The organism is Photobacterium marinum, assembly GCF_000331515.1.
GTDB lineage: Bacteria > Pseudomonadota > Gammaproteobacteria > Enterobacterales > Vibrionaceae > Photobacterium > Photobacterium marinum.
On the sequence record NZ_AMZO01000006.1, the window covers coordinates 574,662 to 598,376 of the forward strand.

At 46.9% G+C, this 23,715-nt stretch carries 22 protein-coding genes; 9 read left to right on the forward strand and 13 right to left on the reverse strand.

What is annotated here, in order from left to right; genetic code table 11:
* Positions 1-32 precede the first annotated feature (32 nt).
* The 3 genes from fdhF to C942_RS06900 are packed head-to-tail and all read left to right on the forward strand — an operon-like array spanning position 33 to position 3,983.
* The gene (fdhF, locus tag C942_RS06890; RefSeq protein ID WP_007463983.1) at positions 33-2,123 is read left to right on the forward strand and encodes a formate dehydrogenase subunit alpha; all 2,091 of its coding nucleotides are present in this window, start codon (positions 33-35) and stop codon (positions 2,121-2,123) included.
* 2 nt (positions 2,124-2,125) lie between these two features.
* Positions 2,126-3,157, forward strand: a complete 1,032-nt coding sequence (locus tag C942_RS06895; protein ID WP_007463985.1) for a 4Fe-4S dicluster domain-containing protein — start codon at positions 2,126-2,128, stop codon at positions 3,155-3,157.
* Positions 3,150-3,983, forward strand: coding sequence for an iron-sulfur cluster-binding protein (locus C942_RS06900; RefSeq protein WP_007463987.1), 834 nt, complete (start codon positions 3,150-3,152; stop codon positions 3,981-3,983). The genes C942_RS06895 and C942_RS06900 overlap by 8 nt, the downstream gene beginning before the upstream one ends.
* 19 nt (positions 3,984-4,002) lie before the next feature.
* Here C942_RS06900 and C942_RS06905 read toward each other — a convergent pair whose 3' ends face one another.
* The 6 genes from C942_RS06905 to C942_RS06930 all read right to left on the reverse strand — a co-directional run bounded on the left by C942_RS06905 (position 4,003) and on the right by C942_RS06930 (position 10,421).
* Positions 4,003-4,251, reverse strand: a complete 249-nt coding sequence (locus tag C942_RS06905) for an acyl carrier protein (RefSeq protein ID WP_007463989.1) — start codon at positions 4,249-4,251, stop codon at positions 4,003-4,005.
* A complete protein-coding gene (locus tag C942_RS06910) occupies positions 4,248-5,603 on the reverse strand; it encodes a dihydrolipoamide acetyltransferase family protein (protein ID WP_007463991.1) in 1,356 nt (451 codons plus the stop codon). Before C942_RS06910 ends, C942_RS06905 begins: the two co-directional genes overlap by 4 nt.
* Complete coding sequence (locus C942_RS25470) at positions 5,603-6,586, reverse strand: alpha-ketoacid dehydrogenase subunit beta (RefSeq protein WP_007463994.1); 984 nt, start codon at positions 6,584-6,586, stop codon at positions 5,603-5,605. Before C942_RS25470 ends, C942_RS06910 begins: the two co-directional genes overlap by 1 nt.
* A 13-nt stretch (positions 6,587-6,599) precedes the next feature.
* Positions 6,600-7,625: a pyruvate dehydrogenase (acetyl-transferring) E1 component subunit alpha gene (pdhA, locus tag C942_RS25475; protein WP_007463996.1), complete on the reverse strand. Its 1,026-nt coding sequence runs from the start codon at positions 7,623-7,625 to the stop codon at positions 6,600-6,602.
* Positions 7,625-9,379: an acetate--CoA ligase gene (acsA, locus tag C942_RS06925; protein WP_007463998.1), complete on the reverse strand. Its 1,755-nt coding sequence runs from the start codon at positions 9,377-9,379 to the stop codon at positions 7,625-7,627. Before acsA ends, pdhA begins: the two co-directional genes overlap by 1 nt.
* A gap of 97 nt (positions 9,380-9,476) precedes the next feature.
* Positions 9,477-10,421 (reverse strand): LysR family transcriptional regulator, encoded by a 945-nt coding sequence (locus tag C942_RS06930; protein WP_007463999.1) that lies wholly within the window; start codon positions 10,419-10,421, stop codon positions 9,477-9,479.
* A gap of 89 nt (positions 10,422-10,510) precedes the next feature.
* Between C942_RS06930 and C942_RS06935 the strand changes: the two genes are divergently transcribed.
* Complete coding sequence (locus tag C942_RS06935; protein WP_007464001.1) at positions 10,511-10,858, forward strand: DoxX family protein; 348 nt, start codon at positions 10,511-10,513, stop codon at positions 10,856-10,858.
* 133 nt (positions 10,859-10,991) lie between these two features.
* Here the strand turns inward: C942_RS06935 and trxC are convergent, their stop codons facing one another.
* The 6 genes from trxC to dhaK all read right to left on the reverse strand — a co-directional run bounded on the left by trxC (position 10,992) and on the right by dhaK (position 16,436).
* Complete coding sequence (gene trxC, locus C942_RS06940; protein WP_007464003.1) at positions 10,992-11,429, reverse strand: thioredoxin TrxC; 438 nt, start codon at positions 11,427-11,429, stop codon at positions 10,992-10,994.
* A 211-nt stretch (positions 11,430-11,640) separates the two neighbouring features.
* Entirely contained in the window at positions 11,641-11,838 is a 198-nt protein-coding gene (locus C942_RS06945; protein WP_007464005.1) for a hypothetical protein, read from the reverse strand.
* Between the two features lie 521 nt (positions 11,839-12,359).
* Complete coding sequence (locus tag C942_RS06950; RefSeq protein ID WP_007464007.1) at positions 12,360-13,394, reverse strand: hypothetical protein; 1,035 nt, start codon at positions 13,392-13,394, stop codon at positions 12,360-12,362.
* Positions 13,395-13,412: 18 nt separating this feature from the next.
* On the reverse strand, positions 13,413-14,699 hold the full coding sequence (locus C942_RS06955; RefSeq protein ID WP_007464009.1) for a cytochrome-c peroxidase: 1,287 nt from the start codon (positions 14,697-14,699) through the stop codon (positions 13,413-13,415).
* Positions 14,683-15,096: a FixH family protein gene (locus C942_RS06960; protein WP_232428143.1), complete on the reverse strand. Its 414-nt coding sequence runs from the start codon at positions 15,094-15,096 to the stop codon at positions 14,683-14,685. Before C942_RS06960 ends, C942_RS06955 begins: the two co-directional genes overlap by 17 nt.
* Before the next feature lie 272 nt (positions 15,097-15,368).
* A complete protein-coding gene (dhaK, locus tag C942_RS06965) occupies positions 15,369-16,436 on the reverse strand; it encodes a dihydroxyacetone kinase subunit DhaK (RefSeq protein WP_036799164.1) in 1,068 nt (355 codons plus the stop codon).
* Between the two features lie 484 nt (positions 16,437-16,920).
* Here dhaK and C942_RS06970 point away from each other — a divergent pair, with 484 nt between their 5' ends.
* Positions 16,921-17,694: a SphA family protein gene (locus C942_RS06970; protein ID WP_157372574.1), complete on the forward strand. Its 774-nt coding sequence runs from the start codon at positions 16,921-16,923 to the stop codon at positions 17,692-17,694.
* Positions 17,695-17,983: 289 nt separating this feature from the next.
* Positions 17,984-19,237 (forward strand): HD-GYP domain-containing protein, encoded by a 1,254-nt coding sequence (locus tag C942_RS06975; RefSeq protein WP_007464018.1) that lies wholly within the window; start codon positions 17,984-17,986, stop codon positions 19,235-19,237.
* 140 nt (positions 19,238-19,377) lie between these two features.
* Here the strand turns inward: C942_RS06975 and C942_RS06980 are convergent, their stop codons facing one another.
* Positions 19,378-20,085, reverse strand: coding sequence for an HAD family hydrolase (locus tag C942_RS06980; RefSeq protein ID WP_007464020.1), 708 nt, complete (start codon positions 20,083-20,085; stop codon positions 19,378-19,380).
* A 261-nt stretch (positions 20,086-20,346) separates the two neighbouring features.
* Between C942_RS06980 and C942_RS06985 the strand changes: the two genes are divergently transcribed.
* The 3 genes from C942_RS06985 to C942_RS06995 all read left to right on the forward strand — a co-directional run bounded on the left by C942_RS06985 (position 20,347) and on the right by C942_RS06995 (position 23,710).
* Positions 20,347-21,276, forward strand: a complete 930-nt coding sequence (locus C942_RS06985) for an aromatic alcohol reductase (protein ID WP_007464022.1) — start codon at positions 20,347-20,349, stop codon at positions 21,274-21,276.
* Between the two features lie 101 nt (positions 21,277-21,377).
* On the forward strand, positions 21,378-22,757 hold the full coding sequence (locus C942_RS06990; protein ID WP_007464024.1) for a Na+/H+ antiporter NhaC family protein: 1,380 nt from the start codon (positions 21,378-21,380) through the stop codon (positions 22,755-22,757).
* Between the two features lie 74 nt (positions 22,758-22,831).
* Positions 22,832-23,710 (forward strand): helix-turn-helix domain-containing protein, encoded by an 879-nt coding sequence (locus C942_RS06995; RefSeq protein WP_007464026.1) that lies wholly within the window; start codon positions 22,832-22,834, stop codon positions 23,708-23,710.
* The last annotated feature ends 5 nt before the right edge of the window (positions 23,711-23,715 follow it).

A 23,715-nucleotide genomic window follows, 5' to 3' on the forward strand; every position in this document is an offset into this window, starting at 1 on the left:
AGACCAATACTCGACATAGGCTGTGTATGACGATGACTTCCTCAATTGTTAAAACTGTCTGTCCGTTTTGCGGTGTAGGTTGCGGGATTAACCTGAAAGTCGATGAAAAGGGAATGCTCACGGGTGTTGAGCCTTTGCCCAACCATCCGATGAGTCACGGTAAACTCTGTGAAAAAGGCTGGAGTACAGCCTATGCCATTAATCCGGACAACCGGATCACCGAACCTCTCAAACGTATCAAAGATCATTTCGAGCCAATCACCTGGGATGAAGCGCTGGACACTATCAGTAGTTCACTGAAGGATGTGTTGGAAGAGTCTGGCCCCGCTGCTGTTGGGGTGATTAGTAGTGCTCGTGCCACCAATGAAGATAACTACGCCGCTCAGAAGCTTGCCCGAGCGGTGCTCAGAACTAACAATGTCGACCACTGCGCTCGAATTTGTCACAGCCCGACAGTAGCCGGGTTAAAGCAAACATTAGGTTCAGGAGCGATGACCAATAGTGCCAAAGACATCTTTGCCACTGATCTTATTCTCGTTATCGGCGCAGATCCGACAGAAAATCACAGCGTGTTTGGCGGGCAGATATTCGAAGCGCAGCAAAAAGGGGCGAAGTTGATTGTCATCGACCCCAGAGTTACTCGTCTTGCCAAGGTCGCTGATATGCATGTTCAGCTAAGGCCGGGCAGTAATATCGCGCTGCTCAATGCGATGTTGCATGTCATCATCAAAGAGAACTGGCACAACCGGGATTTTATCAGCCAGCGTTGTGAAGGTTTTGATGAACTGGCGAAGAATGTTGAGGATGTCACGCCCGAGTCAGTTGAGAGGTCAACGTGTGTCAGTGCCGAACAGATACGACAGGTAGCTAAGGCTTACAGTCAGGCGAAAAGCGCCATGATCCTCTACGGTATGGGGATCACCCAGTTTGTCAGCGGGACACAGAGTGTGATTGGTCTTTCTAACCTGGCGTTGGCTTGTGGTCATATAGGCAGGCCGGGAACCGGGATTAACCCGCTGCGGGGACAAAACAACGTGCAGGGAGCCTGTGATATGGGCTGTCTGCCCAATGTCTATCCCGGTTATCAGGGGGCGGACAGCACCGATACTCAGGCAAAGTTCTCTCAGGCATGGGAAGGGGACGTTGCTGATCAACCGGGGCTGACGTCACTAGGAATGACAAAAGCGACGTTAGCCGGTGATTTTCGTGCGCTTATTCTTTTTGGTGAAGATCCCGTAGTGACAGATCCGGATCAGAACCATGTCCGGGCGGCGCTTAAGGAATTGGATTTGCTGGTAGTTGCCGAGTTGAGTATGACCGAAACTGCCAAAATGGCTGACATTATTCTTCCTGCCGCGTCATTCGCCGAAAAAGAGGGCACCTTTACCAACTGTGAGCGCCGCGTACAGCATATCACTCCGGCACTCAGTCCTCCCGGCTCTGCAATGGGGGACTGGCAATGGATGAAGGCGCTGGCAGAGCGTCTTGGCAGTAATCAACTTAGTTGGTTAAACAGTGAAGAAGTGTTCAATGAAATGACATCCCTGACGCCTTCTTATCAGGGAATGAGTTATGAAGCGATTGATCGAGAGCAGGGGTTGCAGTGGCCATGCAATCAGGATGCGCCGGAAGGGACAGACATTCTCCATCGCAACAGTTTCCCGATAGGCAAAGCGAAGCTGATACCGGTTCATTACACTGAAATTGATGAACCGGCAGATGATCAGTATCCCTTGCTGCTGACCACCAACCGGCTCCATTTTCATTATGGCTGCGGTTCTATGACTCGAAAATCCCCTTTGCTTGAACGGGAAATCCCGCCGGGTGTGCTGTTTATCAATCCCGATGATGCCCGTTCGCTGAAAATTACCCGCTATGCGCCTGTAGGTGTCCGTTCCCGACGTGGCTATATCGAGACACGCGCCATGATCACTGATGATGTGCCGCCGGGGCTGGTAAGCATGCCATACCATTTCAAAGAAGCACCTTCTAACCAATTAACGAATACGGCGCAGGATCCGATTACTAAAATGCCTGAGCTGAAGGTGTGTGCTGTGGCGGTATTCCCGCTGCCATCAGGGCAAGACCCTAAGGACGTCCAGCGTTTATGGGAGGAAGAATAACGATGCAGCAATATTTGCTCGAGTCGATCGGTGAGTTACAGTGTCACTTGTTTGGTTCTCACCGTTTCTATCAGGTGGTGGAAACCGCTGAAGGTGAAGCTCACTGGCAGCAGGTCGAGTCGGATATCTTTCCGCCGCTTACAAACCAACAGCCCATGAGTTCAGCTAAGGGGTTCTTCTTTGCTGAAAGGGAGCCGCTGTATGTCTTTGACGGTCAGTTTTTCCGCGAAACATTGCCCGAGCCGGAGCCTTTTGTTTTGTTCGGGGTGCATAGCTGTGATTTAACCGCCATCCATTATCAGGATACGTTTTTTGAACAAGACCCGTATTATCAGGCTCGCCGCAAACAGGCGCTGCTGGTGGGTATTGACTGTACTCACCCGTGCAAAAACGGGTTTTGTTATATGGTCAATGCCGGTCCCGGCGTGCGCGACGAAACGGCTGATTTGATCCTTCATCCATTGGAGGAAGGACACTGGCTGCTGGTCGCGGTTACCACACGGGGGAAAGATGCCATTCATGGTATGTCGCTGACTCCGGCATCTTCTCATGACATGAATCAGCGCTGGGATCGCTTGAGTCATTGTGAACATGAATTTGAGGATCATTCTTATATCCAGCAGGGAATTGAACTGATTAACCGGGATGAACCGTCGGAAACTTTTTGGAATAAGGTCGGGGTTCAGTGCCTTGCCTGTTCGGGTTGTACAACTTTGTGTCCCACCTGTTCCTGTTATGGGACCCAGACTCACAAATTGATTGATGAAAATGCTGATGTGACCCCCGAATCCAGTGAGCAGGTTAGGTTCTGGGATTCTTGCCTGTATGAAGGATTTCAGCGGGAAGCCAGTTTCCATAACCCGAGCGAGCAGGCCGGAGAGCGGGTAAAGCGCTTCTGGTATCACAAGTTCAGTGATGATTTTTTGCCTGAATTCGGCCGCTATGGATGCGTGGGTTGTGGTCGGTGCGAGCAGGCGTGTCCAGGGGTAATAGGGGTTCATTCGATAATGAAAAGGATAGTCAACGATGCATAGCCTAACTCCAACCGCGATTCAGTTGATTGACTTTTATGATGACGGCGAACTGGCCCGGCATTTTCACTTTCGCCTGATGCCGGGCGCAGATATAGATCAATGGCAGAAAGCCAAAACCGGACAGTACTTCATGTTGTGTCTGCCGAATGCGGGGGAAGCGCCTTTCACTTTTACCCAGCTCCCTGATGAAGAGGGTAATTTTCATGGTCTGGTCCGGAAAATGGGAACAGTGACATCAGAGTTATTCCGGCTGGAAGCTGGGCAGGTCCTAGGCGCGCGTGGGCCATATGGTGTCGGCTGGCCGATGAAGAAGATCGCAGGCAAACGTGTGTTGGTGGTTGGTGGTGGTTGTGGGCTTGCGCCTTTAGTTGGTGTTGTTGATGAACTGATTCAGCAGCAAAACTATATTCAACTGACTGTGGTGTACGGCGCTCGTAATCGCCAGGCTAAGATGCTCAATAGAGAAAGGACGCGTTGGCAGCAGTTTATTCCGGTGTTCAATATGATTGAGAACGGTGACACCAATGGTGACGAAAGTGAATACAGTGGCACACCTTCCGATATCATGCCGACGGTTCTCGACAGTTTCGGGGAGCTGCCGGATGTTGTATTGCTTGCCGGGCCAGAGGGAATGATGTTCAGCCTGGCTGAATATCTGGTTGCCTATGGGGTTTCTGAGCATTCAATTTATATGTCGGTCGAACGTCGAATGCATTGTGGTGTCGGCACCTGTGGGCATTGCTACGCGAAAAGTAAGTATGTTTGTACAGACGGTCCGACGTTTAGTTGGGATGAGTTGCAGCAATACCTGCCTGCCGAGCGTTAGGATTCTTGCGAATAGTTCTTTATTGAACTAAATGGCTGTGAAGGTATTTGATCATGCAGCTAAGCGTTCTGACTTTCGGGTAATCCTGTTCGGGGATATTAACTCCGCATGCCTTTTTGATAGCAGTGAGTAGGTTGAGGAAGTCCATTGAATCAAGGTCGCATTCGTCACGAAGATCTTCGTCCGGATCGATATCTCCCTCTTCTATTTCCGGGGCAATACCTTGTATTGCTGTCATGATAATCATTCTGATTTCATCAATATTCATAATGCTTCCGGTTTTTGTAAGTTATTTGACAACGTGCGGAGAAACTTCGCGCCTAAGGTGCCGTCACTCACTCGATGATCGGCACTGAGGGTAACAGTGATAGTGTCGGCGATCACAAGCTCCCCGTTTTTGACGATGGCTGCCTGGCGCAGGCGGCCGAAACCGACAATGGCAACCTGTGGCGGATAAATAACCCCGAAGACACTGTCGGAACCACGATCACCGATGCTGGTAACGGTAATGGTGGCATCTGTCAGCTCCGAGGTTCGCAAGTGACCGGTTCGGCTACGTTCGGTAACATCGCGTAGTGCTTGCATGATAGCGTCAGCTGAAAGTTGATCGACATCGTGAATAGCCGGAATTACCAGGCCGCCGTCTCGCAGGCTGATGGCGTTACCGATGTGAATGCCTTTTCCCGGTTCAAACTGATGTTGCTGATAAAAGCCATTGAGAGTTGGAAATCTTGCCAGAGCTTGCGCCGTTGCCTTCAGTAGCAGGGCGAGCAGCAAAATGCGTCCATCAGGCTCACGCTTATCATTTTCTGCCTGAAGCCACTTAACGGTTTTAGTGACATCAATATCGAGCGACAGATAATAGTGGGGGATTTCCCGTTTCGATAGCTCCATTGCTGAGGCGATAGCTGTTCGCATGGCTTCCGGGTTGTAATGTTTGCGTTTGTTGCTTTCCGGTTCAGTGATGCTGGCTGCCAGCGGAGCCGAAAATGCTTTTTTTCTAGGTGCTGGCTGTTTAGGGACGGATTGGCCGGGTTCTGGTAATGTAGAGGCTGGTTTTGCGGCAATTCCCTCAACATCTCTCAACAATATGGCTCCGTCCGGCCCACTGCCTTTTATGGCTGTCAGATCCCATCGGTTTTCTGCGGTTAGCTTCCTGACGACAGGGGAAGCAAGTATCCTTGAAGTCGGCTTCTGACTGGAAGGTTTGGCAAGGTTCTTTTCTGATAAGTCATACTGGGCCGGCTGTTTGGTTATTACTTCTGCTGCCTGTGCTTCTGTTGTTAGCATTTCTTCCTTTGGTAAAGCCTGACTGAGGCTTTCTGCTGATTGCGGAGCTGAGGGGGAACTCGGTGTGATATCGCTCAGCTCTTCTTCAACTTCGAGGCGGGCTAAGACTGTACCGACTGGCAGGGAAACAACCGGCTGGACAAGGATCTGGCTGATTGTTCCGGAATGGTAGCATTCCATGTCTATTGCCCCTTTGTTGGTTTCAATTACGGCAATAATGTCGCCTTTACTGACTTTGTCACCTTCGACAACCTGCCATTCAACCAGTGTTCCGTCGCGCATATCCGCACCCAGTGACGGCATGGTGATATCAATCGTTGTTTTGCCCATCAGCGGCCTTCCATTAATGCTTTGGCGGTGGCAACAATCTGCGGAATTTGCGGAAGAGTGGCCTGCTCCAGGTGGCTCGGGTAGGGGATAGGCACTTCTGCGGTACATATCCGCTTTACCGGAGCGTCCAGGTGCCAGAAGCCTTCCTCCATGATGATGGCACTGATTTCTCCGGCAAGGCTCCCTGTGCACCAGCCTTCATCAATAATGATGGCGCGGTGGGTTTTCGCCACACTGGTCAGCAGCGTCGGTTTATCCAGCGGTCGCAGGCAGCGCAGATCGATCACTTCTGCAGAAATTCCGAATTCCTGAAGTTGTCCGGCTGCTGTCAGGGCTTTTTTCAGGTTTCCACCGTAGCTGATCAGGCTGATATCTGTGCCTTCTTTTCTGACAATTGCCTGCTCCATTGATGCTTCAGGGATGTCGGGGACATCTCCGGATTCATTGAGCAGCATGACATGTTCGAAAATCAGCACCGGATCCGGATCGGCCAGCGCCTGTCCAAGCATGTATCGCGCGTCACAATGGGTCGCCGGACTGAGGACTTTTAGGCCGGGAATATGGGCGTAGAAATTTTCCCAGCTGTGCGAATGTTGGGCGGCAAGCTGTTTTCCGGCTCCGCAGGCCATACGGATCACCAGCGGAACATGAAACTGTCCGCCGGACATATGTCTGAGGGTGGCGGCTGTATTGACGATTTGATCCATTGCCAGCAGGCTGAAATTGACGGTCATGACTTCTACCACCGGACGCATTCCGCCAAGGGCGGCACCAATGCCGACACCGACAAAGCCGGACTCGCAAAGTGGGGTGTCGATAATTCGCTCCGGTCCGAACTGATCCAACAAGCCTTTGCTGACGGCATAACAGCCGCCGTAATGACCGACATCTTCCCCCATAAGAAAAACACGCGGATCCTGACTCAGGGCTTCTTCCAGACCTTCACGTAGTGCTTCCCGGTAGCTTAACGTTCTCGAACCCATGAGCTTGCCCTGTTTATTTTTGTTGAGAATCTGATTGTGATGAATTTCGGCGCGAAGAGTCGAGTGGTGGAGTGTAGACGTCCCGGTGTAAGTCTTCGACCGGCTCCCAGTCGCTTTCCTCGGCAAAGTGAACGGCGGCGGCGATTTCTGTTTCTATTTCTTTTTCAATCATTTCCAGTTCGCTGTCTTCAAAGTGACTGTTGTTTCTCAGCCATTTAATAAGCTGGCGAACCGGTCCTTTTTCTTCCCACAGGGTGATTTCTTCTTTGTCACGGTATAGCTGACTGTCAAAGCTGGAATGACCGCGAAAACGGTAGGTCTGGCATTCAAGCAGGTAAGGTTTTTGCTGTTCCTGAATATAAGCGACGGCATCCAGAGCGGCGGCTTCGACATCAACTACATTCATGCCGTCGACCTGCTCAGAAGCTATACCGTAGCTATTGGCTTTTTTGGCAATGTTGGTTTCGGATTCAGATATTGCCAGTGCTGTTCCCATGGCGTAGCGGTTGTTTTCGCAGATAAACAACACCGGAAGCTGCCATAAAGCAGCAAGGTTTAGGCTTTCGTGGAATTCGCCTTCGGCTACAGCGCCTTCACCAAAAAAACAGGCTGCAATGGCCGGGCGTTGCAGCTTTTTGTTTGCCAGTGCCAGCCCGGTAGCCAAGGGTAATCCGCCGCCGACAATCGCGTTACCGCCGTAAAACTGCATCGGTCTGTCGAACAGGTGCATAGAGCCGCCACGACCACGGCTACAACCAGTGGTTTTGCCGTACATTTCAGCCATGACACTGCCCATAGTCAGTCCTCGCGCCAGGGCATGGCCGTGCTCCCGGTAGGTGGCGACAATCTGATCTTCGCCGCTGAGCGCACTCATGACACCGACCGCGATGGCTTCTTCTCCGATATAGAGGTGGAGGAATCCGCGGATCTTCTCCTGGGCATAAAGTTCGGCGCATTTTTCTTCAAAGCGGCGGATGCGCAGCATTTGTCTTAGTTGGTGCAGTAGGTGATTTCGGTTGATATGAAGTCGTTCGGTCATTATTCGTCACTTTCCAGCGTCGAAATGTCACCTTCGGGCAGGCCGAGTTCACGGGCTTTGAGCAGGCGGCGCATAATTTTGCCGCTGCGTGTTTTAGGCAAATTGCTGCGAAAGACGATTTCTTTCGGGGCAACCGCGGCACCGAGCCGTTTGCGGGCAAAGCCGGTTAATGATTTGAGCAGGGCTTCATCCGGTTCGAATCCCGGCTTGAGAGCCACAAAAGCTTTTACGATTTCTCCGGCGACAGGATCCGGTTTTCCGATCACGCCTGCCTCGGCTACTGCTTCGTGCTCCATCAGGGTACTTTCGACCTCAAACGGGCCAATCAGGTGGCCGGAAGATTTGATCAGATCGTCTTTACGGCCGACGAACCAGAAATAGCCATCTTCATCCTGCATTGCCAGATCGCCGCTTAAATACCAGCCGCCCTCAAAGCAACTGCGATACTTTTCCTCTTGGTTGAGGTAACCACGGAACATGGATGGCCAGCCCGGTTTGAGGGCGAGTTCACCGGCCTGCATCGGTGATGAGATAATATTGATATTCCCGTCCTGATCATACTCAACGATGACAGCCTCAATGCCAGGTAATGGTTGGCCCATCGAACCGGGTTTTACGTTTTCACTGGCAAAATTGGCAATCATGATCCCACCGGTTTCGGTTTGCCACCAGTTGTCGTGGAAGGGAATGTCGAAGGTTTTATATCCCCAGACCACGGCTTCGGGATTGAGTGGCTCGCCAACGCTGGAAATAAAGCGCAGCGATGACAGATCATATGGGTGGCAGAGTTCACTTCCGGCTTTCATCAGCATCCGAATCGCTGTAGGGGCGGTGTACCAGACCGTTACTTTGTGTTGCTGCAATAGGCTGTACCAGCGTTCGGCCTCGAATTCGGCCTCATCAATTAGCATGGTGACGCCCAGGCACAACGGGGCGATGATCCCGTAGGATGTTCCGGTAACCCATCCCGGATCGGCGGTGCACCAGTAAACATCGTCAGGCTTAAGATCCAGTGCGTAATAAGCAGATAACATGTGATGGCTAACGGCCTGATGGACATGGACAACTCCTTTCGGTTTGCCGGTCGTACCGCTGGTGAAGTGCAGCAGTGCCATGTCTTCTGGTTTGGTTTGAACACAGGAGAAATTTGGATCGGCTTCGTCCATTAAAGCCGAAAGGTCGTGGCAGCCGTTATCTTCCACGTTACCGTCAATGATTAAAATAGCCTTTAATTCTGGTAGTTTGTGCCACCAGTCCTTGATCTTTTTGCGATAGAGGCTTTTGGTTGTCAGCAACATATTAGCTGTGCCTATTTCCATTCTTGAGCGGATTGGTTCTGGCCCGAACGCGGAAAATAGCGGGGTAAAAACACAACCGGCTTTGAGAGTGCCTAGGGCGGCGATATAAAGTTCTGGTTTTCTTCCTGCTAGGCTGAATATGCGAGCTCCGGGTTGCAGCCCTAATGTATTCAGCACGCTGGCAAATCGGCTGGTTAGCTCACTGAGATCACGATAGGTGAAGTCGCGAACCTGATCATCTTTGCTTATCCAACGAATCGCGATTTTATCAGCAGTCTCTGTATTCAGGTGGCAATCAATGGCTTCATAGCAGATATTGAGGCCGTTCTTTGCTGGCAGTCCTTTGGGGGAGGGACCGTTTAGGTTTGAACTGTCAAACTCGCGATAGCAACGGCGGTAATCATCCAGATTTGCTTTAACATCTGAATGTGGCTTTTTTATGATTGAATTCGCCATTGAGCCTCCCAGTGCTAAGCATGATGACAAACGCCGTACCCGCCATAGATTCTGGTATAAGCGTTGCGCTTCTGCTTTCGCAGAGTTGAGAGGCGTATTAATCCCTTTTTTGTTCAAAAACCTCACTGATTTTATCGCGGATCCATTTATGAACAGGATGGTTTTGATGACGCTCGTGCCAGATGCTCCGGATCATGATATCTGGTAGGGGAAACGGGCTAGGCTTTATCGCCAGTCCGTAAAATTGTTCTCCTTGACCAGCAAGTGATTCCGGCAAAAAGCCAATGAACTCCGTGCCGGATATGAGGGGAAGTTGTTGGCTAAGTGTTTCTGTGTACAAGCCGATATTGCGGCGGGATACTTTTCTGTTCTCGGAATCTTTAGTAGATCCAACTTCAGTGTTGGCATACTGACTGACAGGATCATCTCTCTCCGGAATAAGGCTGGATTTGATATGGGGAGATTGGAAAACGGAAGCTGAATTCCAGTTGTTGAGTGCAGGGTGGTGCTTATCCAGCAGACAGACAAGCTTTTCTTCAGCCAGGCGTTTTTGGCGTAATTTGGGTTTTGCCTGTAAACCTGTTCCGATGATCATATCGAGTTCACCGTTATCAAGCTTTTGGTAGCCGTTGTTGTCAAAGGTCTGAATATCAAAAACGATATCAGGTGCTAGTTTATTGATGGTCCTGAATGCATCAGATAAATAAGCGGCGACCAGAAAATCATGGGTCTGTATTCTGAAGCGGTATTGCACTCGGGATATATCAAAGTCTGGTGGAGTTAGCAAAATATCAATTTCATCCAGAATAAAGCGTAGCTTTCCATCCAGTTCCAGAGCCCTGTCGGTTGGCTCCAGTCCTTTAGCTGTGCGAACAAACAGCGGGTCGTCGAAGACTTTTCTCAACCTGGTAAGGGTATGGCTCATGGCTGATTGGGAGACATTCATTTTTTCAGCTGCTCGACCGACATGATTCTCTTCAAGCAAAGCTCTTAATGATTTCAACAAGTTGAGATCAATTTTAGCAATATTATTCTCATTCATAACTGATATTAACCTTAATCACTATCGCTCATGATGGTGGCCGATTAGGCTTATTTCAAGATTCAATCGTGTTATAGAGAGATTTAAAAATGCTAACTGTCGTGATCGGATTTTTGTCCGCATTTTTCTTATTTGCTAGCTCCATAAAACTGTTTGGCTGGCAGAAGGTGATCTTTGAGAAACAACTGGAATTTTTTTATTCCTACGGACTTAACCGTCAGATAATGGCTTTGGTTGGTGCGGTTGAGATGTTTGGTGCAATTACGATCTGGTTTCAGGGAAGCTGGCTTGGGTTGCTGGGGGCGTTGGCATTGTGTGGGACATCGGCTGGTGCGATATTTTTCCATCTGCGTTTTGATACCTGGAAAGACGGTATTCCTGCGATGGTGACACTAACGCTTTCAGTGTATGTGGCTGCAATGTCGATTTACTGGTAGTCAGGACATTTTTTGAAGTTGTCTTGTGAAGAGTGAAGAGTGAAGAGTGAAGAGTGAAGAGGAGAGGATGCAGATAAAATCTCGATGGTGACAGGTACTATGGCTGTCACCATCGCGCAATAGTGATATAGCGTTATGCTTTCGTCAGTGCTTGATTTAGCCACTGATCAAACTGCGACTTCGGTAGCGCACCGTTCAGGGTACCTATCATCTGGCCGTTTTTGAACACCATAATGGTTGGGATACTGCGGATGCGGTATTGAGCGGCCAGTGCTTGCTGGGCTTCGGTATCAATCTTCACAAATCGTGCTGTGCCATCGCGCTCGGTGGCAACATCTTCGAAAACAGGCGCAAAGCCAACACATGGGTTACACCACGGAGCCCAGAAATCGACAACGACAGGTTGTTCACCTTGAATTAAAGAAAGGAAGTTGTCGGCTGTACCTTCTACAGGTTTACCATCAAGAAGTTTTTCTTTACATGCGCCGCAGGAAGCAACATCTTTTACGCGATCAATAGGAAGGCGGTTCATTGCTTTGCAATGAGGACATCGGGTAGTCATTGTGGTCATTATTGCGTTCCTTTCATATTCGTTTGGCAATAATGTAACGACTACCCCAGTATTATCAAAGTCGGAATAACCGATGAGTTTAATAGGTTATTTCTATTAATATAGTTAATTCTGTAATTTCAGACAGTTATTGGTTAATACGAGTCAGCGTAACGGCAGGTTACCGAACGGTGACGCTTTTTATTGTTTGTTTATATTGGTCTTTGGTTGATTAGTGAATTAGTCCCAGTTCTTTCGCTTCTGCGATGGTTAGGCCGCTTTCACGAATGTCGCGAAGCATTTCAATACGACGTCTTGCTTCTGCCTGTTGACGCTTTGATGGCGAAAGGTTTGAAGCAGTTTCGTCTTTGTAATCCCACTTAGAAGCAACGTCAGCAATCTCAGTGTGGTCGATAGAATTGATAGACACAATTACCTCCTATAGAAACCTTGCGTCGAAATCAACTTATCTTTATCAGACGATTTTGCTGGAGTTAAGATGATAAAATCCAGATTGTGATATATCGCATAATTGTGCAAATTCCATGAAAACATGCTTTGCACCGGAGCCGTTCAAAGGTATCTTTGACAGTTCCCCCCCAGAAGAAATGAAGGGGTTCAGATCAAATTTCCCGCTTACAAATGTTCCGTTTTTGACCTACCGTGAATGAGTCGCTTTTTCTCTCAGATTTAGAAAATAACTGAACTTAAAAATTCTTTATTTTCAGTGCCTTGCAAGCTTTGTTGAAATTATTGAGTGAAAGGTAATCAGTTGATTCAATTCGCTATTTTCAAGCTCAATCCTTGGTAGTATCATTCACTGTTCTTATGAAGCAAGAGTCAATCGAACACTGACATTCGTGCATGGAAATTATTCATGTTCCGCCTCATAACCGAATTTAAAAGCCCTGCCATTTTTGGCGGGGCTTTGTTGCTTTTGAGGCTAAAAACTCAAGCTTTTCCTTTCTCAATTTTACCGAACATTGGCTGTTTTACATTCAGTGGTCCGCCTGCCTCAAGAAACAGAATGAGTAACACAGTGAAAATCGGCATATGACCAACCAGCTCCTCCGTACCTGATAGCAGGAATGTCAGCATAAAGATCATAAGTAGCAATCCATAGATGAGTCTGTTTGCGAGGTTAGTGATCAGCAGTAAACCAAGGATGGCTTCGCTAAGGCCAACGAAAAGTACAAAGTGAAGGTTGCTGACCTGAGGTAAATTCAGAAGCGGGAAGAAGTTGTAGTAGGCATTTTGATCGATAAAGGCCAGAGCCATACCCGGCAGCATGAGTTTGTTGTGGATGCCAAGCTCAAGTAGTTGAAGGCCGAGTCCGATACGGATCAGGTTTACTGCAATGCTGCGCCACTGTTTTTTATGCTGTCCGAGTGATATACAGAATTTGTTGTCGTTATTGTTCAGGCTTGGGCCAATAAAAATCATAGCCAGGCCGACAAATAAGAATTCAAATACATAGTCGAGGGCAATGAAAAACGGGAAGAAAACAAAGAGTCCTAAAGAGGTGAGCACAATCGCAAAGCCGGTCAGGCTGACGGAAACCGCCATCAATACTATTGCAGCCGCCTGAATTAATACGCCATAGATAGCGACCTGAGGTGATAAGTACAGGTTTGGCGCGAGAAACTCACCCATTAACAGGTTGACAGCGAGATAGCAGTTAATGACAAGGATCAACAGATACCACATCCAGGGGTAATCAGAGATAACAGGACGTGTTAATCCTGTTTTCAGGCGATTTGGCAGTAATGGCAGATAACTGACAGTTGTCGCAAACAGAAGCAGGCTTATAGTTGCAAAAACGATAGCAAGGCTGACGGTGTCATAAGGCAATGTGGTTTCAGGGTTGGTGCCATCGGCGATGAACCAGCGCACATGAGCAAAACAATTGCTGCTCAGGCAAAGCGCTATTGGGATCAGTGTGATGGGAAGCCAGCGCCAAATGTTAGTTGTTTGGTTTCTGATCATAAGAGAGCTCCTGATTGCTTATTTGGTGGCTGCCGACGTTTCTTGCTGTTGTTGTATCGGACTGTCATATTCAGTCAGTGTTAACAGGAATGCTTCGAGCTGGTTGAGTTGATAAGGCAATAGTTTTAAAGGCTCTAAGTCTGAGTGTGCGCCGAAAGGGGTTGCTGCCCGGTTATAGTAATGAAGCACTTCATTGAGGGTGGTTAACTGCCCTGAGTGCATGTATGGAGCAGTTTTACCGATATTTCTCAGGCTCGGTACTTTGGTGGCGCTATCAAGTTCATCTCCGTGTCTCTTGCTGTAAATGAGTTCTTTACACTCCGATGGATTACTATCACTGAATATGCCTAGACAATTGAACGGATCAGCAACAGCGAGTTCGATGCCTTTCAGCCGGCCTTTTTCTGCTGAAGGGTGAGGGGTGGGAACCGTTGTGGCCTGAAAGTCGCCATTAGTTAAAAGCGGACCGTTATGGCAGCGTAGGCACTTACCCTGATCACTGATAAACAGTTTCAGACCGGCTACTTCATCAGATGTCAGGAGACTTATGGCTTCGCCGATAGTTCTGTTGGTTGCTGTGTTTATTTGATCTACGAAGTGATCAAATCGGGATTCAGCGGGCCACAATGTTGCTTGATAAGCGGCCAGCAGTTTTCCGATATTGCTGAAAACACGATTAATGGCTTGCTGTATATGAGGCGGTATCTGTTGCCATGTTTGTTGCTCTTGCTGGTACTGACTTAAAGGTGAGGCTTGTGCGGGCAAATCTACGCTTATCAGCTCATAGGGAAAGCCTCCGAAGACCTCCTGATAGAGTTCAGGGTAACGGCTCAGTACATGCTGGACATATTGGGTGCGTGTACCGCCATGCTCGATATGGTTTTCAAGTGGAAGTAGCGCCTGTGCCCATAGACTATCTGCTCGACCATCCATCATAAACCAGCTGAAACTGGCGACGCCGAGTAACGTCGGAACTTGTTTATCCAGTGTGATCTCACTGTCTGAAGGCAGAGAGAAGTAATGCTCAGGTTGATGACAGCTCACACAGGCAATCTGTTTAGAGCGGCTTAATCCGGTATCAAAAAAAAGAAACTTTCCCAGTATTTCAGCTTTGGGGTTGTGTAACAGTTTGTTTGAATCATCCTGAACTATGTTTCGAGGTGGTAGGCGTAAGTTGTTAATTATCGCCAGCTCTGTTTCCGTTAAGCTAACGGTGCTTGTTTTTTGATTGTATAAAACGACATAAACAAAAGTTACGCCGATAAATAAGCTAAGACATAAGATAATTTTATTGGCTGTTGGCATGGTCTAACTCAAACTCTATTCGATACGTTATCGGAATATCCGAATCGATTAGCTCAAGTAGCCATTTCCCGGTCATATTAAATTTAACGCCATCAATGATATATTGCCCCGGCTGACCTTCACTGATTAGTTTAGGCTTGGTTGGCAGCCCATGACGATGCTCAGGCATCCCACCTTTAACGTCGAAACGTAATCCTTGGACGGGAATACCATTTGTATCATTGATGGAAATAAACCATTGGTGAATCTTATTGAGAACTATTGGTTTGTCAGCTGGTTCGGCTGTGATTGTATAAGAGGCGTGTTGTACGGTTACTGGAAACTGTGTTGAAGCCTCAGAAAGTAAAGGCATCAAAAAAATAAATAACGACGAAACACCCTTACTTGTACTAATCACGACAGCCTAGCCTTTTTATTATTAATAATTGAAGTATTGTCTTATGAGGGACTGGGTCAAGTTCATTATCAAGAATTAGCGGAAGATTCATACTAACGAAAGATTTATATAAAGGTACAGAACATAACTCTGTTGTTTTCAATGAGTATTGTTTTTACTTTCAATATGAAATGAATTTATTTCTCATCGTTATTTGGTGAATGAATCCAAGTTAGGTAACAGAAATAATAACGACGACAACGATGTCGCCGTAGAAAAGCAAAATATTCTGATTAGCAGCCCCACCTCAGTGCCGGAGTATGAACCGGTTTATCCCAGAGAGACAACATTTCATCATCAGCGTTAAGTATTGTTATTGATACCCCTTGCATATCCAGCGATGTACAGTAAGCGCCAATCAGGTTGCGTTCTATGCTTAGTCCATTCTTTTCCACAATTTCGGCGACTTTACGGTAAACACAATACAGTTCAGAAAGGGGGGTGCCACCAAGGCTATTGACCAGAACGATTACATTATCGCCTTGAATCAGCGGTGAGGTTGTCCAGTTTTCTTCAAGCCATTCGCCCTTGTCATTATCCCAACGGCGGACATCTCTTTCATAGGGCGTGTTATCAAGCAGGCGTTTCATCATTTGAGTTACCATGCTGTCACTGTCTGTGAAGGGCATTCGTTTGATGCCGGGTTCACCATGGATTCCGATACCAAATTCAACTTCGTTATCAGCCAGCGTGAAGCCGGGGATGCCTGCTGCCGGAACCGTGCATGCCGCAAGGGATATTCCGATAGAACGCGTGTGATTGGTGATTCTTTTGGCAAGCTTGCTGCATTCATCAAGGCTGTAACCTTGCTCTGTTGCAGTCCCGAGTATTTTTTCAGCCAGAACGGTCCCTGCAACGCCACGGCGCCCGGCGGTATAGAGGCTATCTTTTACCGCGACGTCATCATCAATTAGTGCAGCCTGGACTTTAAAACCGTCTCCGTGAAGCAGTTCGACGGCGGTTTCAAAGTTCATGACATCCCCGGTGTAGTTTTTGACCAGAAACAGTATGCCTTCACCGCTCTCGACCTGTTTGGCACATTCATACATTTGATCCGGTGTCGGAGAGGTAAAAACTTCACCCGGGCAGGCACCGTCTAGCATTCCGAGGCCGACAAAGCCGCCGTGCATTGGCTCGTGACCGCTTCCGCCGCCGGAGATGAGTGCAACCTTGGGATTGGCTGGTTTTTGTCTGGAGATATAGAAAGGATCCAAGCTGACGATAAGATCCGGATTTGCTTTGGCAAAACCTTTAAGTTGATCTGAAACGACATCATCAACCCGGTTGATCATTTTTTTCATGGCAAGGGCCTTCATCTGTCCAAACGTTTGTCTGTTTATGTTAGTAGACGGTGGCTGATTTTCCGTATCAGGCTTTGTTATGTGAGCCAATAGTGGTTAAAGCTTCCGAACATAAATTGGATCTCATTATTACTGAATGTTCTCATCAGTAATATTTTTACTTTGTTTTCTTCTGCTTGTGGTATCTGAATGAATGGTTTTGGCTACGCTATGACTATGTGATGAATAATCCCAACGGAGTAGCGCTGGCTGTGCTGAATGAAACAGTATTAATAGCGAAGAAGGTATGTTGAATGTGCTGCTGAGAAGTGCCGTTATCATGCCGCTCTTTGTATCACTCCTTGGGGTTGGAAGTGTTTCTTGCGTGGCGGCTGAAGCAGGACAGAGTCATTATTGGCCGGGAAGTATTGCTTCGGTGATTGATCGTGCTTCGCCTTCAGAGTCTTTGGTTATAAATGTTTCTACAAGACGTCATGAGGGCAGAGTGAGTCATAATGGAACCCCTGTGCCTGTTGGCAGGTTTCTAGCAACGGATGTTGATATTGAATCTGAAATGCTGGCTGTTGCAGTGAATTGGAATCCGGGGCGGGAGATTGTTGAAGATTGGATGTATTCAGCAGGGATGAAGATCCCTTATATTTCGCAACAGGTAACAGCAACGATAGGGAGTGGAAATTCAGGCGTTCGAAAGAGTGATAAAGATAGCGGAGCCGGGGATATTCTTTTGTCACCTTTAATGTTGTCATACGCTGTCAACAGAACGTGGTGGGGGGATGTTCGCTTTAATATTTATGCTCCGACCGGACGTTATGATGCCGAAAGCCTGGCTAATACCGGCACTAATTATTGGACGTTCGAGCCCATTGTTGGCCTGGTTCATATTGAGCCTGCGGTTGGTCGGGAGTTTTCGTTGTTTAGCGGTATGGCAGTTAATACCAGGAATACGGATACGGATTATCACACTGGTGCTCAGTTTCATCTGGCGTCGACTTATGTCCAATACGCTATCTTACTTGGTGGTTTTACCGGAATCGGTGTGAGTGCTTACTTGTTTCGCCAGCTTAGCGGAGACAGTGGTTCCGGTGCCAGTTCAGGCGACTTTAAAAGCCACGGAGTTGGGCTTGGTCCTGTACTTAGCTACCGAAGCCGGTGGGGTGGTTCAGCTATTATGGCTGAGCTGAAATGCTTTTACAGTGTTGAAAGCACCAGATCGCCGGATGGTAACCATTTCTCATTGAAGTTCAGCATGACCTATTAAGATTGCAGGTAGTCAGCTCTAAGAAAAAGTAGTGGTGATCATTTGCTGCCTGCAATCTTCCCTATATATCTAAGTAACCTAAATTTCTTTCTGTATATATCTGAAAATCGCAGTGTTAAGCGGTTATTACTTCTGATATTTGAAGCACTTCAGATTTATATAAGTTGAATTATTTCAATAAAACTTTCTGTTGCTAGTCTGGATAGTAGATGCATTCATTATTTGGGTCGAAATACGTAAGGACAGTTTTTATTGGGGTGGAAGCAGATTAATAAATCAAGGAGATAAGATGAACGGAATCTCGGGGCTACAGGTCGATCTTCGCCAATTGATAATTGCTATGGAGGCGGCGGTTTCATTGGTCGGTATGGATGACAGGAACCATGGTAAACGGGTAGGCTATATTGCCAGTCAGTTAGGAAAACAGCTGGAATATAGTGATGAGGCTATAGCATTTGCATTTGAACTTGGTTTATTGCACGACTGTGGTGTATCGACTGCACAAATGCATTCCTACCTTATTAATAATTTCAACGGAAATGATGCTCAAATACACTGCGAAAATGGTCACCGTTTATTAAATGGTTTCAAACCATTAGCTAAATTTGCCACGCCTGTGCTTTACCACCATACGCCATGGGAAGAGCTTGAGAGAACAGATGTCAGTGCTCAAGTTGCTTTAATGGCAAACCTGATATTTATTTCCGATCGGATTGACGTTCTAGCGGCTACACACAGTGAAACAGATTCATCCCCGGTGAGTGAAAAAGTCGTCAGTTCTATTGCCAAATATTCCGGAACTTATTTTGAACCGTCATTTGTGTGGGCGTTTAAACAAGTCGCCAAATCAGAGGTCTTCTGGACAGCATTGGAGGAGCGCCATGTCACTTGTTATACAAGGGATATGGGGCAATTTGATAATAGTCGAACTTTAAATATCCCTCAGCTTAAACAGTTCGCATTACTTATGGCTGATATTGTTGCTCAGAGAAGTCCGTTTACTGATCTCCATTCCGTGAGGGTAGCAAATTTGGCGAAATACTTGGCGGTCTCCCTTGGGTTGGTTAAAGAACGGTGTGAAAAGATTGAAATTGCCTGTCTGCTACATGATCTCGGAAAGCGTTATATACCTGATACCATTGTTGAGCAGCCGGGAACCTTAACCGACAGCGAATGCGCTTTCATGAAACAATGCAGCTACGAAACCTATGAAATTTTAAGGCATGTAAATGGGCTTGAAGACATCGCTAGCTGGGCTGCATTTCACCATGTCGGACTGGATGGAGTTGGACACCCGTTTTACCCTTATGAGAAAGATTCAAGAATTGAAGCCCGGATTATTGCGGTCGCAGATGTTTTTCAGGAATTGGTACAGGACAGGATGTATCAGGAAGGGATGTCATTAAATCTGGCTATCGATAAGCTGGATGACTTAGTTATCAAAGACAAGCTTGATAGCAAAATTGTGATTTTACTCAAGCAACATGCAGATGAATGTTTTGACCTTGCTAAGGGACAGGAGTTGGCTCAGTGTGAAGGTTAATACGTAAATATTGAGAGTTTTAACATTATCCATTGAGGAGCCAGTCATTCATTTTGAATGAGTTTGGTAGTTCAACATCTAATAAGGGCCGGAATTGGAAGTACGGCCCTTATTTTTAATGGTGTGTTCTATGTTTTCTATCAGAGCGAATGACAGAGGTTTGTCAGCTCTTGAGGTGAGTGAATAACATAATCCGGTTTTACCGACCAGCTGTCAGGATTGGCTCCGCTATAGGCTGCTGCGACTGAAATAACATTGGCATTCTGGCCTAGAGCTGCATGAAGGTTGCGAGCGAACTGAACATCCGCTTCATGATCACCGATATACATTAATGTTTTATTTGCTGGGGTATCGAATATTTGTTCCAGGCAAATAAGGCCACCTTCCGGTGATGGCTTTTGGCTATGGCTTGGGACATCATCGTATCCCACAACGGCTTTAAAAAAGTGTTCAACCTGAGAGTCGGCTAATACGTTATAGATGTTTTTTGACGAGTTCTGAGAGCAAATCCCATGGGGAACGTCAGCAAGGCCGCGAACAGCATCGTCGATACCATTGAACAACCTTACTGGTGTGTTATTCGCTAACTGATGCTCTGCCCATAATGAACCGGCAGTCAGCATTTCCTGCTCGGTCATACCGTAGTATTTAATATAGAGTTCCTGCCAGTTTTTGGCTGCGTGATTTGCTTGATGGTAAGCCGTTTCACTGCGTAAATAATGAGGAAGGTTATCACCGGTTAAATGCGGGGCAACAATCGATAAAATATTCTTGGTGATATCAATATTTTTAGGCACCGAGTTAACTATAGTTCCATCATAATCCCAAAGAATTGCATCCAGTTTCATTATTCCCTCGTTTTATTTGTTCTGATAGCTCTAAAAAATAAAGAAGATTGAACCTGTTGAACAGCCTAAAAGTGTTCATCAGTGGAAACAGTGAATCCTCATTTAATATGCGCAATAGGACTATTGGCTGGATTAATTGAGACAGGTTCAGTTTTAGGTTCGATATTTACCATTTTTCGGCGTACCTGCACCGTGTGGTGACAGGGAGCTCAGAGCTACACTGATTGCGTTATCAGAAACGGATTCAGAGAGAGCCGAGCTATGTATACCTTCAGAAAACAAACTGTCGCAGTAATTGGTGCAACCGGGCAGGTTGGTACGCCTTTAACAAAGAATTTATTGTTATTAGGCCATGATGTGCTTGTTCTTACCCGAAGTCTAAACAGTGAAAAGATAAGTGAATTTCAGGCTTTGGGTGCCAGAATGGTAGAAGTGAAGGACATGATGGATGTCGACCTGATGGCGACAACATTGGCAGGTGTCGAGACTCTGATCTGCGCCGTTCCCGGTTCAAAATATATTGTTACCCAAGCAGAGCCGTTATGGTTAGATGCTGCGGTAAAAGCTGGTGTGAAGCGTTTTGTTCCGACTGAATTTGGTGCTCATACCCGTGGTTTAGAACTGGGCGATGGGGTTATCTTTGACCATAAGAAAGCCCTGCATCAGAAGATCTTTGAGTCTGGCCTAAGCTGGACATTCTTTTACACTGGCGGGATTTTTGATTACTTCCTGCCTAACCTGCGCTTTTTCAGGAAGATCACAACGTTTGGTGATCTCGATATTCCAATTTACACCCACCACATCAATGATATCGGCGCAGTTGCGGCTATGGCATTGACTGACGATCGGACAGTAAACCGCTGTGTTCAGTTGGATTTTAATGTGCTTAGCCAAAATGAAATGCTGGAGCAGATTGAAGCTAATTTCCCTGATTATGATTTTGAGTATGAACACTTCTCATCTGAGTTTATTACTGAGGCCCGTAATACTGCTGGTGATGAAGTGACTGCGAAGAAGGGCGCGGAAACCGATCGTGAACGTTGGGGTATTAATTACGTCATTTATGTGATCGGTAAGCTGGCCTCTTTCACCGATGAAACCCTTGGTACAGCAGAATTGTATCCGGAATATCAGGTGAGTATGACGCCGGAGCAGGCTTTGGCCGATCCTGACTTTGTTTTTGAGAAATAATCAGAGTCATTATTCCGCTTATCTATTTTTATACTCCTTTGACCATGGGGGATTCAGCTTCATGGTCAAACTAATACCGTCCATATATTGAAGTACCAGTCATGAACACTTGGGTTTGCTTATTACCCCCAATTATTGCTATTACTCTTGCTATTACGACACGACAGGCTCTGTTATCCATCTATTCTGGTGTGTTAATTGGAGCGATTTTATTACAAAGGGATTTACTGGCAGGCATCACCATGAGCTTTGATGCGGTGGCCCAGACTTTTAGCTCAGAGAGTACAGTAAAAAGTCTGATTTTTATTTTGGTGATCGGTGCCATTATTAACGTCCTTCGCCAGTCGGGGGCGGTTAGTCAGGCCATCCTGATGCTGACTGAGCAGAAAAAGTGGGTTAAAACACAGCAGGGAGCTCAGATCCTGACTTTTCTGATGGGCTTTCTGATGTGTCTGGAAGGGATTGGTTCGATGATGATGGTCGGTTTAGTTGGTCGGCCCTTGTTTGCCCAACACCATTTGTCGAAGGAAAAACTCGCTTATGTGGCTAACAGTACCGGTGCTCCTTTAGCCTGGTTGCTGCCTGTTAGCGGGGCTGGAGTGTTTTTAGCCAGTCTGCTTAATGCGCAGGTTGAACAAGGTGTCCTTTCGGGGCAGTCAATGGTCTACTTGTTTGACGCTATTCATTATCAGTTTTATACCATCCTGGTTTTGTTGTCTGTTCCGGTATTAGCGATATTCAGGCATGACTTTTCGTCAAACATTAATAGGGAAAGAACTCAGAAAGAACGGGAAAGCACCGACGCTGAAAAAGCAACTATTAGTGTTGTTACGGTGATGATGTTAATGATGCCGATTGCAATTCTGCTGGGTTCTATATTCTTGATAATGACAACGACCGGAAACGGGAATCCGCTCAAAGGAACTATTAGTGATGCTATTTATTGGAGTGGTTTCATTACATTGATTGGTTCAGGCTTTATATATCGCTTAGCGGGTGTTGTGTTCGGTAAGTATATGGCATGGGTAATGGAGGGGTTTAAGCAAATATTGCCAGCTGTTGTCATTCTGGTTCTGGCTTTTACCCTAAGCTATATCATAGGGCTGTTAGGTACAGGGCATTACCTCGCTGGTATGCTGGCGACTAATTTTCCATTTTGGTTTATGCCTGCCGTCATATTCCTGGCTGGAATTGTGATTTCATTTTCTACCGGAAGCTCAGCTGCGACAGTGAGTATTTTGACGCCAATTGTTATTCCGATGGCAATGAGCCTTGGACTTGAGGTGGCGCTAGTGATTGGTGCATTAGTATCGGGAGCCGTTTTCGGTGATCAAAGCTCGCCGATTTCAGATTCGGTTATTGTGGCTGCATCGGCGGCTGATTGTGAGCCAGAGCGGCACTTTAGAACGCAACTTCCGCTGACACTGAGTTTTGCGGTACTGTCATTCACAGGATACATCATTGTCGGTTCAATGGGCTAGGGACACCTTAATAACTTGATGCTCATCAGTTCCATCCTTTACACTGCGTTTTCGTGTCTTGGATGGAGCGGTGAATGGACATTCCACATATTGGTTTTAACCATGAGAAAACCAATCAGGCTGAGTTAGAAATTTTCGATCTTTCATCACTGTACCAGAGACAAAATTTGTCTCATGATCCTCAAACTCCGCATCGGGTAAACTTCTTCATGTTGGTTTACATTGAGCAGGGCGAAGGTGTGCACATGGTCGACTTTATCAACTATGCTTTCTCACCCGGTTCGCTCATTTTTGTCCAGCGAGAACAGGTTCATGCCTTTGATTTTTCCTCGAAGCCGCAAGGTAAAGTTATGCTCTTTACTCAGGCATTTCTTGATCAGGTGCATGCTAATATGCGCTTGCCGAACTTTACTCCGACACACCTGAATCACCAGCATAACCCTTTATCGCATTTAGATGGGCTAAATTCTCAGCGAGTACCTGCACTGATTAATGAAATGATCACTGAGATTGGATTGGATCAATCCGATCCTCTGATTGTGATGTATCTGTTCTCTGCGCTGACCCTGATATTGCACCGACTGCGCCCTGAGCTTCGTTACGACCAATTGACACAGGCGCAAAGCGTGAAGCTCGCTCGTTTCTTTGAACTGATGCAGGCACACTTCCAGCACAATCGAGATGCCAGTTGGTATGCAAGTCAAATTAATACAACCTATAAGACGCTCAACCAAGTGTGTAAGCTAGCAACAGGCTTAACCGCAAAACAGATGGTTGATGCATTTACTATTATCGAAATGAAGCGTCGTTTAGTTGTAACAAATACTACTTCTCAGCAAATGGCTTACGACTTCGGTTTTGAGGATGCCAGTAACTTTGTGAAGTACTTTAAAAAACAAACTCAGTTAACTCCGCTCCAGTTTCAAAAACAGTATACGAATCCGGAGCTATAGATAGG

What these genes read in the sequence shown, in the direction of transcription:
- fdhF (WP_007463983.1), top strand. Translation starts at nt 33, where the DNA reads ATGACTTCCTCAATTGTTAAAACTGTCTGTCCGTTTTGCGGTGTAGGT.
- C942_RS06895 (WP_007463985.1), top strand. Translation starts at nt 2,126, where the DNA reads ATGCAGCAATATTTGCTCGAGTCGATCGGTGAGTTACAGTGTCACTTG.
- C942_RS06900 (WP_007463987.1), top strand. Translation starts at nt 3,150, where the DNA reads ATGCATAGCCTAACTCCAACCGCGATTCAGTTGATTGACTTTTATGAT.
- C942_RS06905 (WP_007463989.1), bottom strand. Translation starts at nt 4,251, where the DNA reads ATGAATATTGATGAAATCAGAATGATTATCATGACAGCAATACAAGGT.
- C942_RS06910 (WP_007463991.1), bottom strand. Translation starts at nt 5,603, where the DNA reads ATGGGCAAAACAACGATTGATATCACCATGCCGTCACTGGGTGCGGAT.
- C942_RS25470 (WP_007463994.1), bottom strand. Translation starts at nt 6,586, where the DNA reads ATGGGTTCGAGAACGTTAAGCTACCGGGAAGCACTACGTGAAGGTCTG.
- pdhA (WP_007463996.1), bottom strand. Translation starts at nt 7,625, where the DNA reads ATGACCGAACGACTTCATATCAACCGAAATCACCTACTGCACCAACTA.
- acsA (WP_007463998.1), bottom strand. Translation starts at nt 9,379, where the DNA reads ATGGCGAATTCAATCATAAAAAAGCCACATTCAGATGTTAAAGCAAAT.
- C942_RS06930 (WP_007463999.1), bottom strand. Translation starts at nt 10,421, where the DNA reads ATGAATGAGAATAATATTGCTAAAATTGATCTCAACTTGTTGAAATCA.
- C942_RS06935 (WP_007464001.1), top strand. Translation starts at nt 10,511, where the DNA reads ATGCTAACTGTCGTGATCGGATTTTTGTCCGCATTTTTCTTATTTGCT.
- trxC (WP_007464003.1), bottom strand. Translation starts at nt 11,429, where the DNA reads ATGACCACAATGACTACCCGATGTCCTCATTGCAAAGCAATGAACCGC.
- C942_RS06950 (WP_007464007.1), bottom strand. Translation starts at nt 13,394, where the DNA reads ATGATCAGAAACCAAACAACTAACATTTGGCGCTGGCTTCCCATCACA.
- C942_RS06955 (WP_007464009.1), bottom strand. Translation starts at nt 14,699, where the DNA reads ATGCCAACAGCCAATAAAATTATCTTATGTCTTAGCTTATTTATCGGC.
- dhaK (WP_036799164.1), bottom strand. Translation starts at nt 16,436, where the DNA reads ATGAAAAAAATGATCAACCGGGTTGATGATGTCGTTTCAGATCAACTT.
- C942_RS06975 (WP_007464018.1), top strand. Translation starts at nt 17,984, where the DNA reads ATGAACGGAATCTCGGGGCTACAGGTCGATCTTCGCCAATTGATAATT.
- C942_RS06980 (WP_007464020.1), bottom strand. Translation starts at nt 20,085, where the DNA reads ATGAAACTGGATGCAATTCTTTGGGATTATGATGGAACTATAGTTAAC.
- C942_RS06985 (WP_007464022.1), top strand. Translation starts at nt 20,347, where the DNA reads ATGTATACCTTCAGAAAACAAACTGTCGCAGTAATTGGTGCAACCGGG.
- C942_RS06990 (WP_007464024.1), top strand. Translation starts at nt 21,378, where the DNA reads ATGAACACTTGGGTTTGCTTATTACCCCCAATTATTGCTATTACTCTT.
- C942_RS06995 (WP_007464026.1), top strand. Translation starts at nt 22,832, where the DNA reads ATGGACATTCCACATATTGGTTTTAACCATGAGAAAACCAATCAGGCT.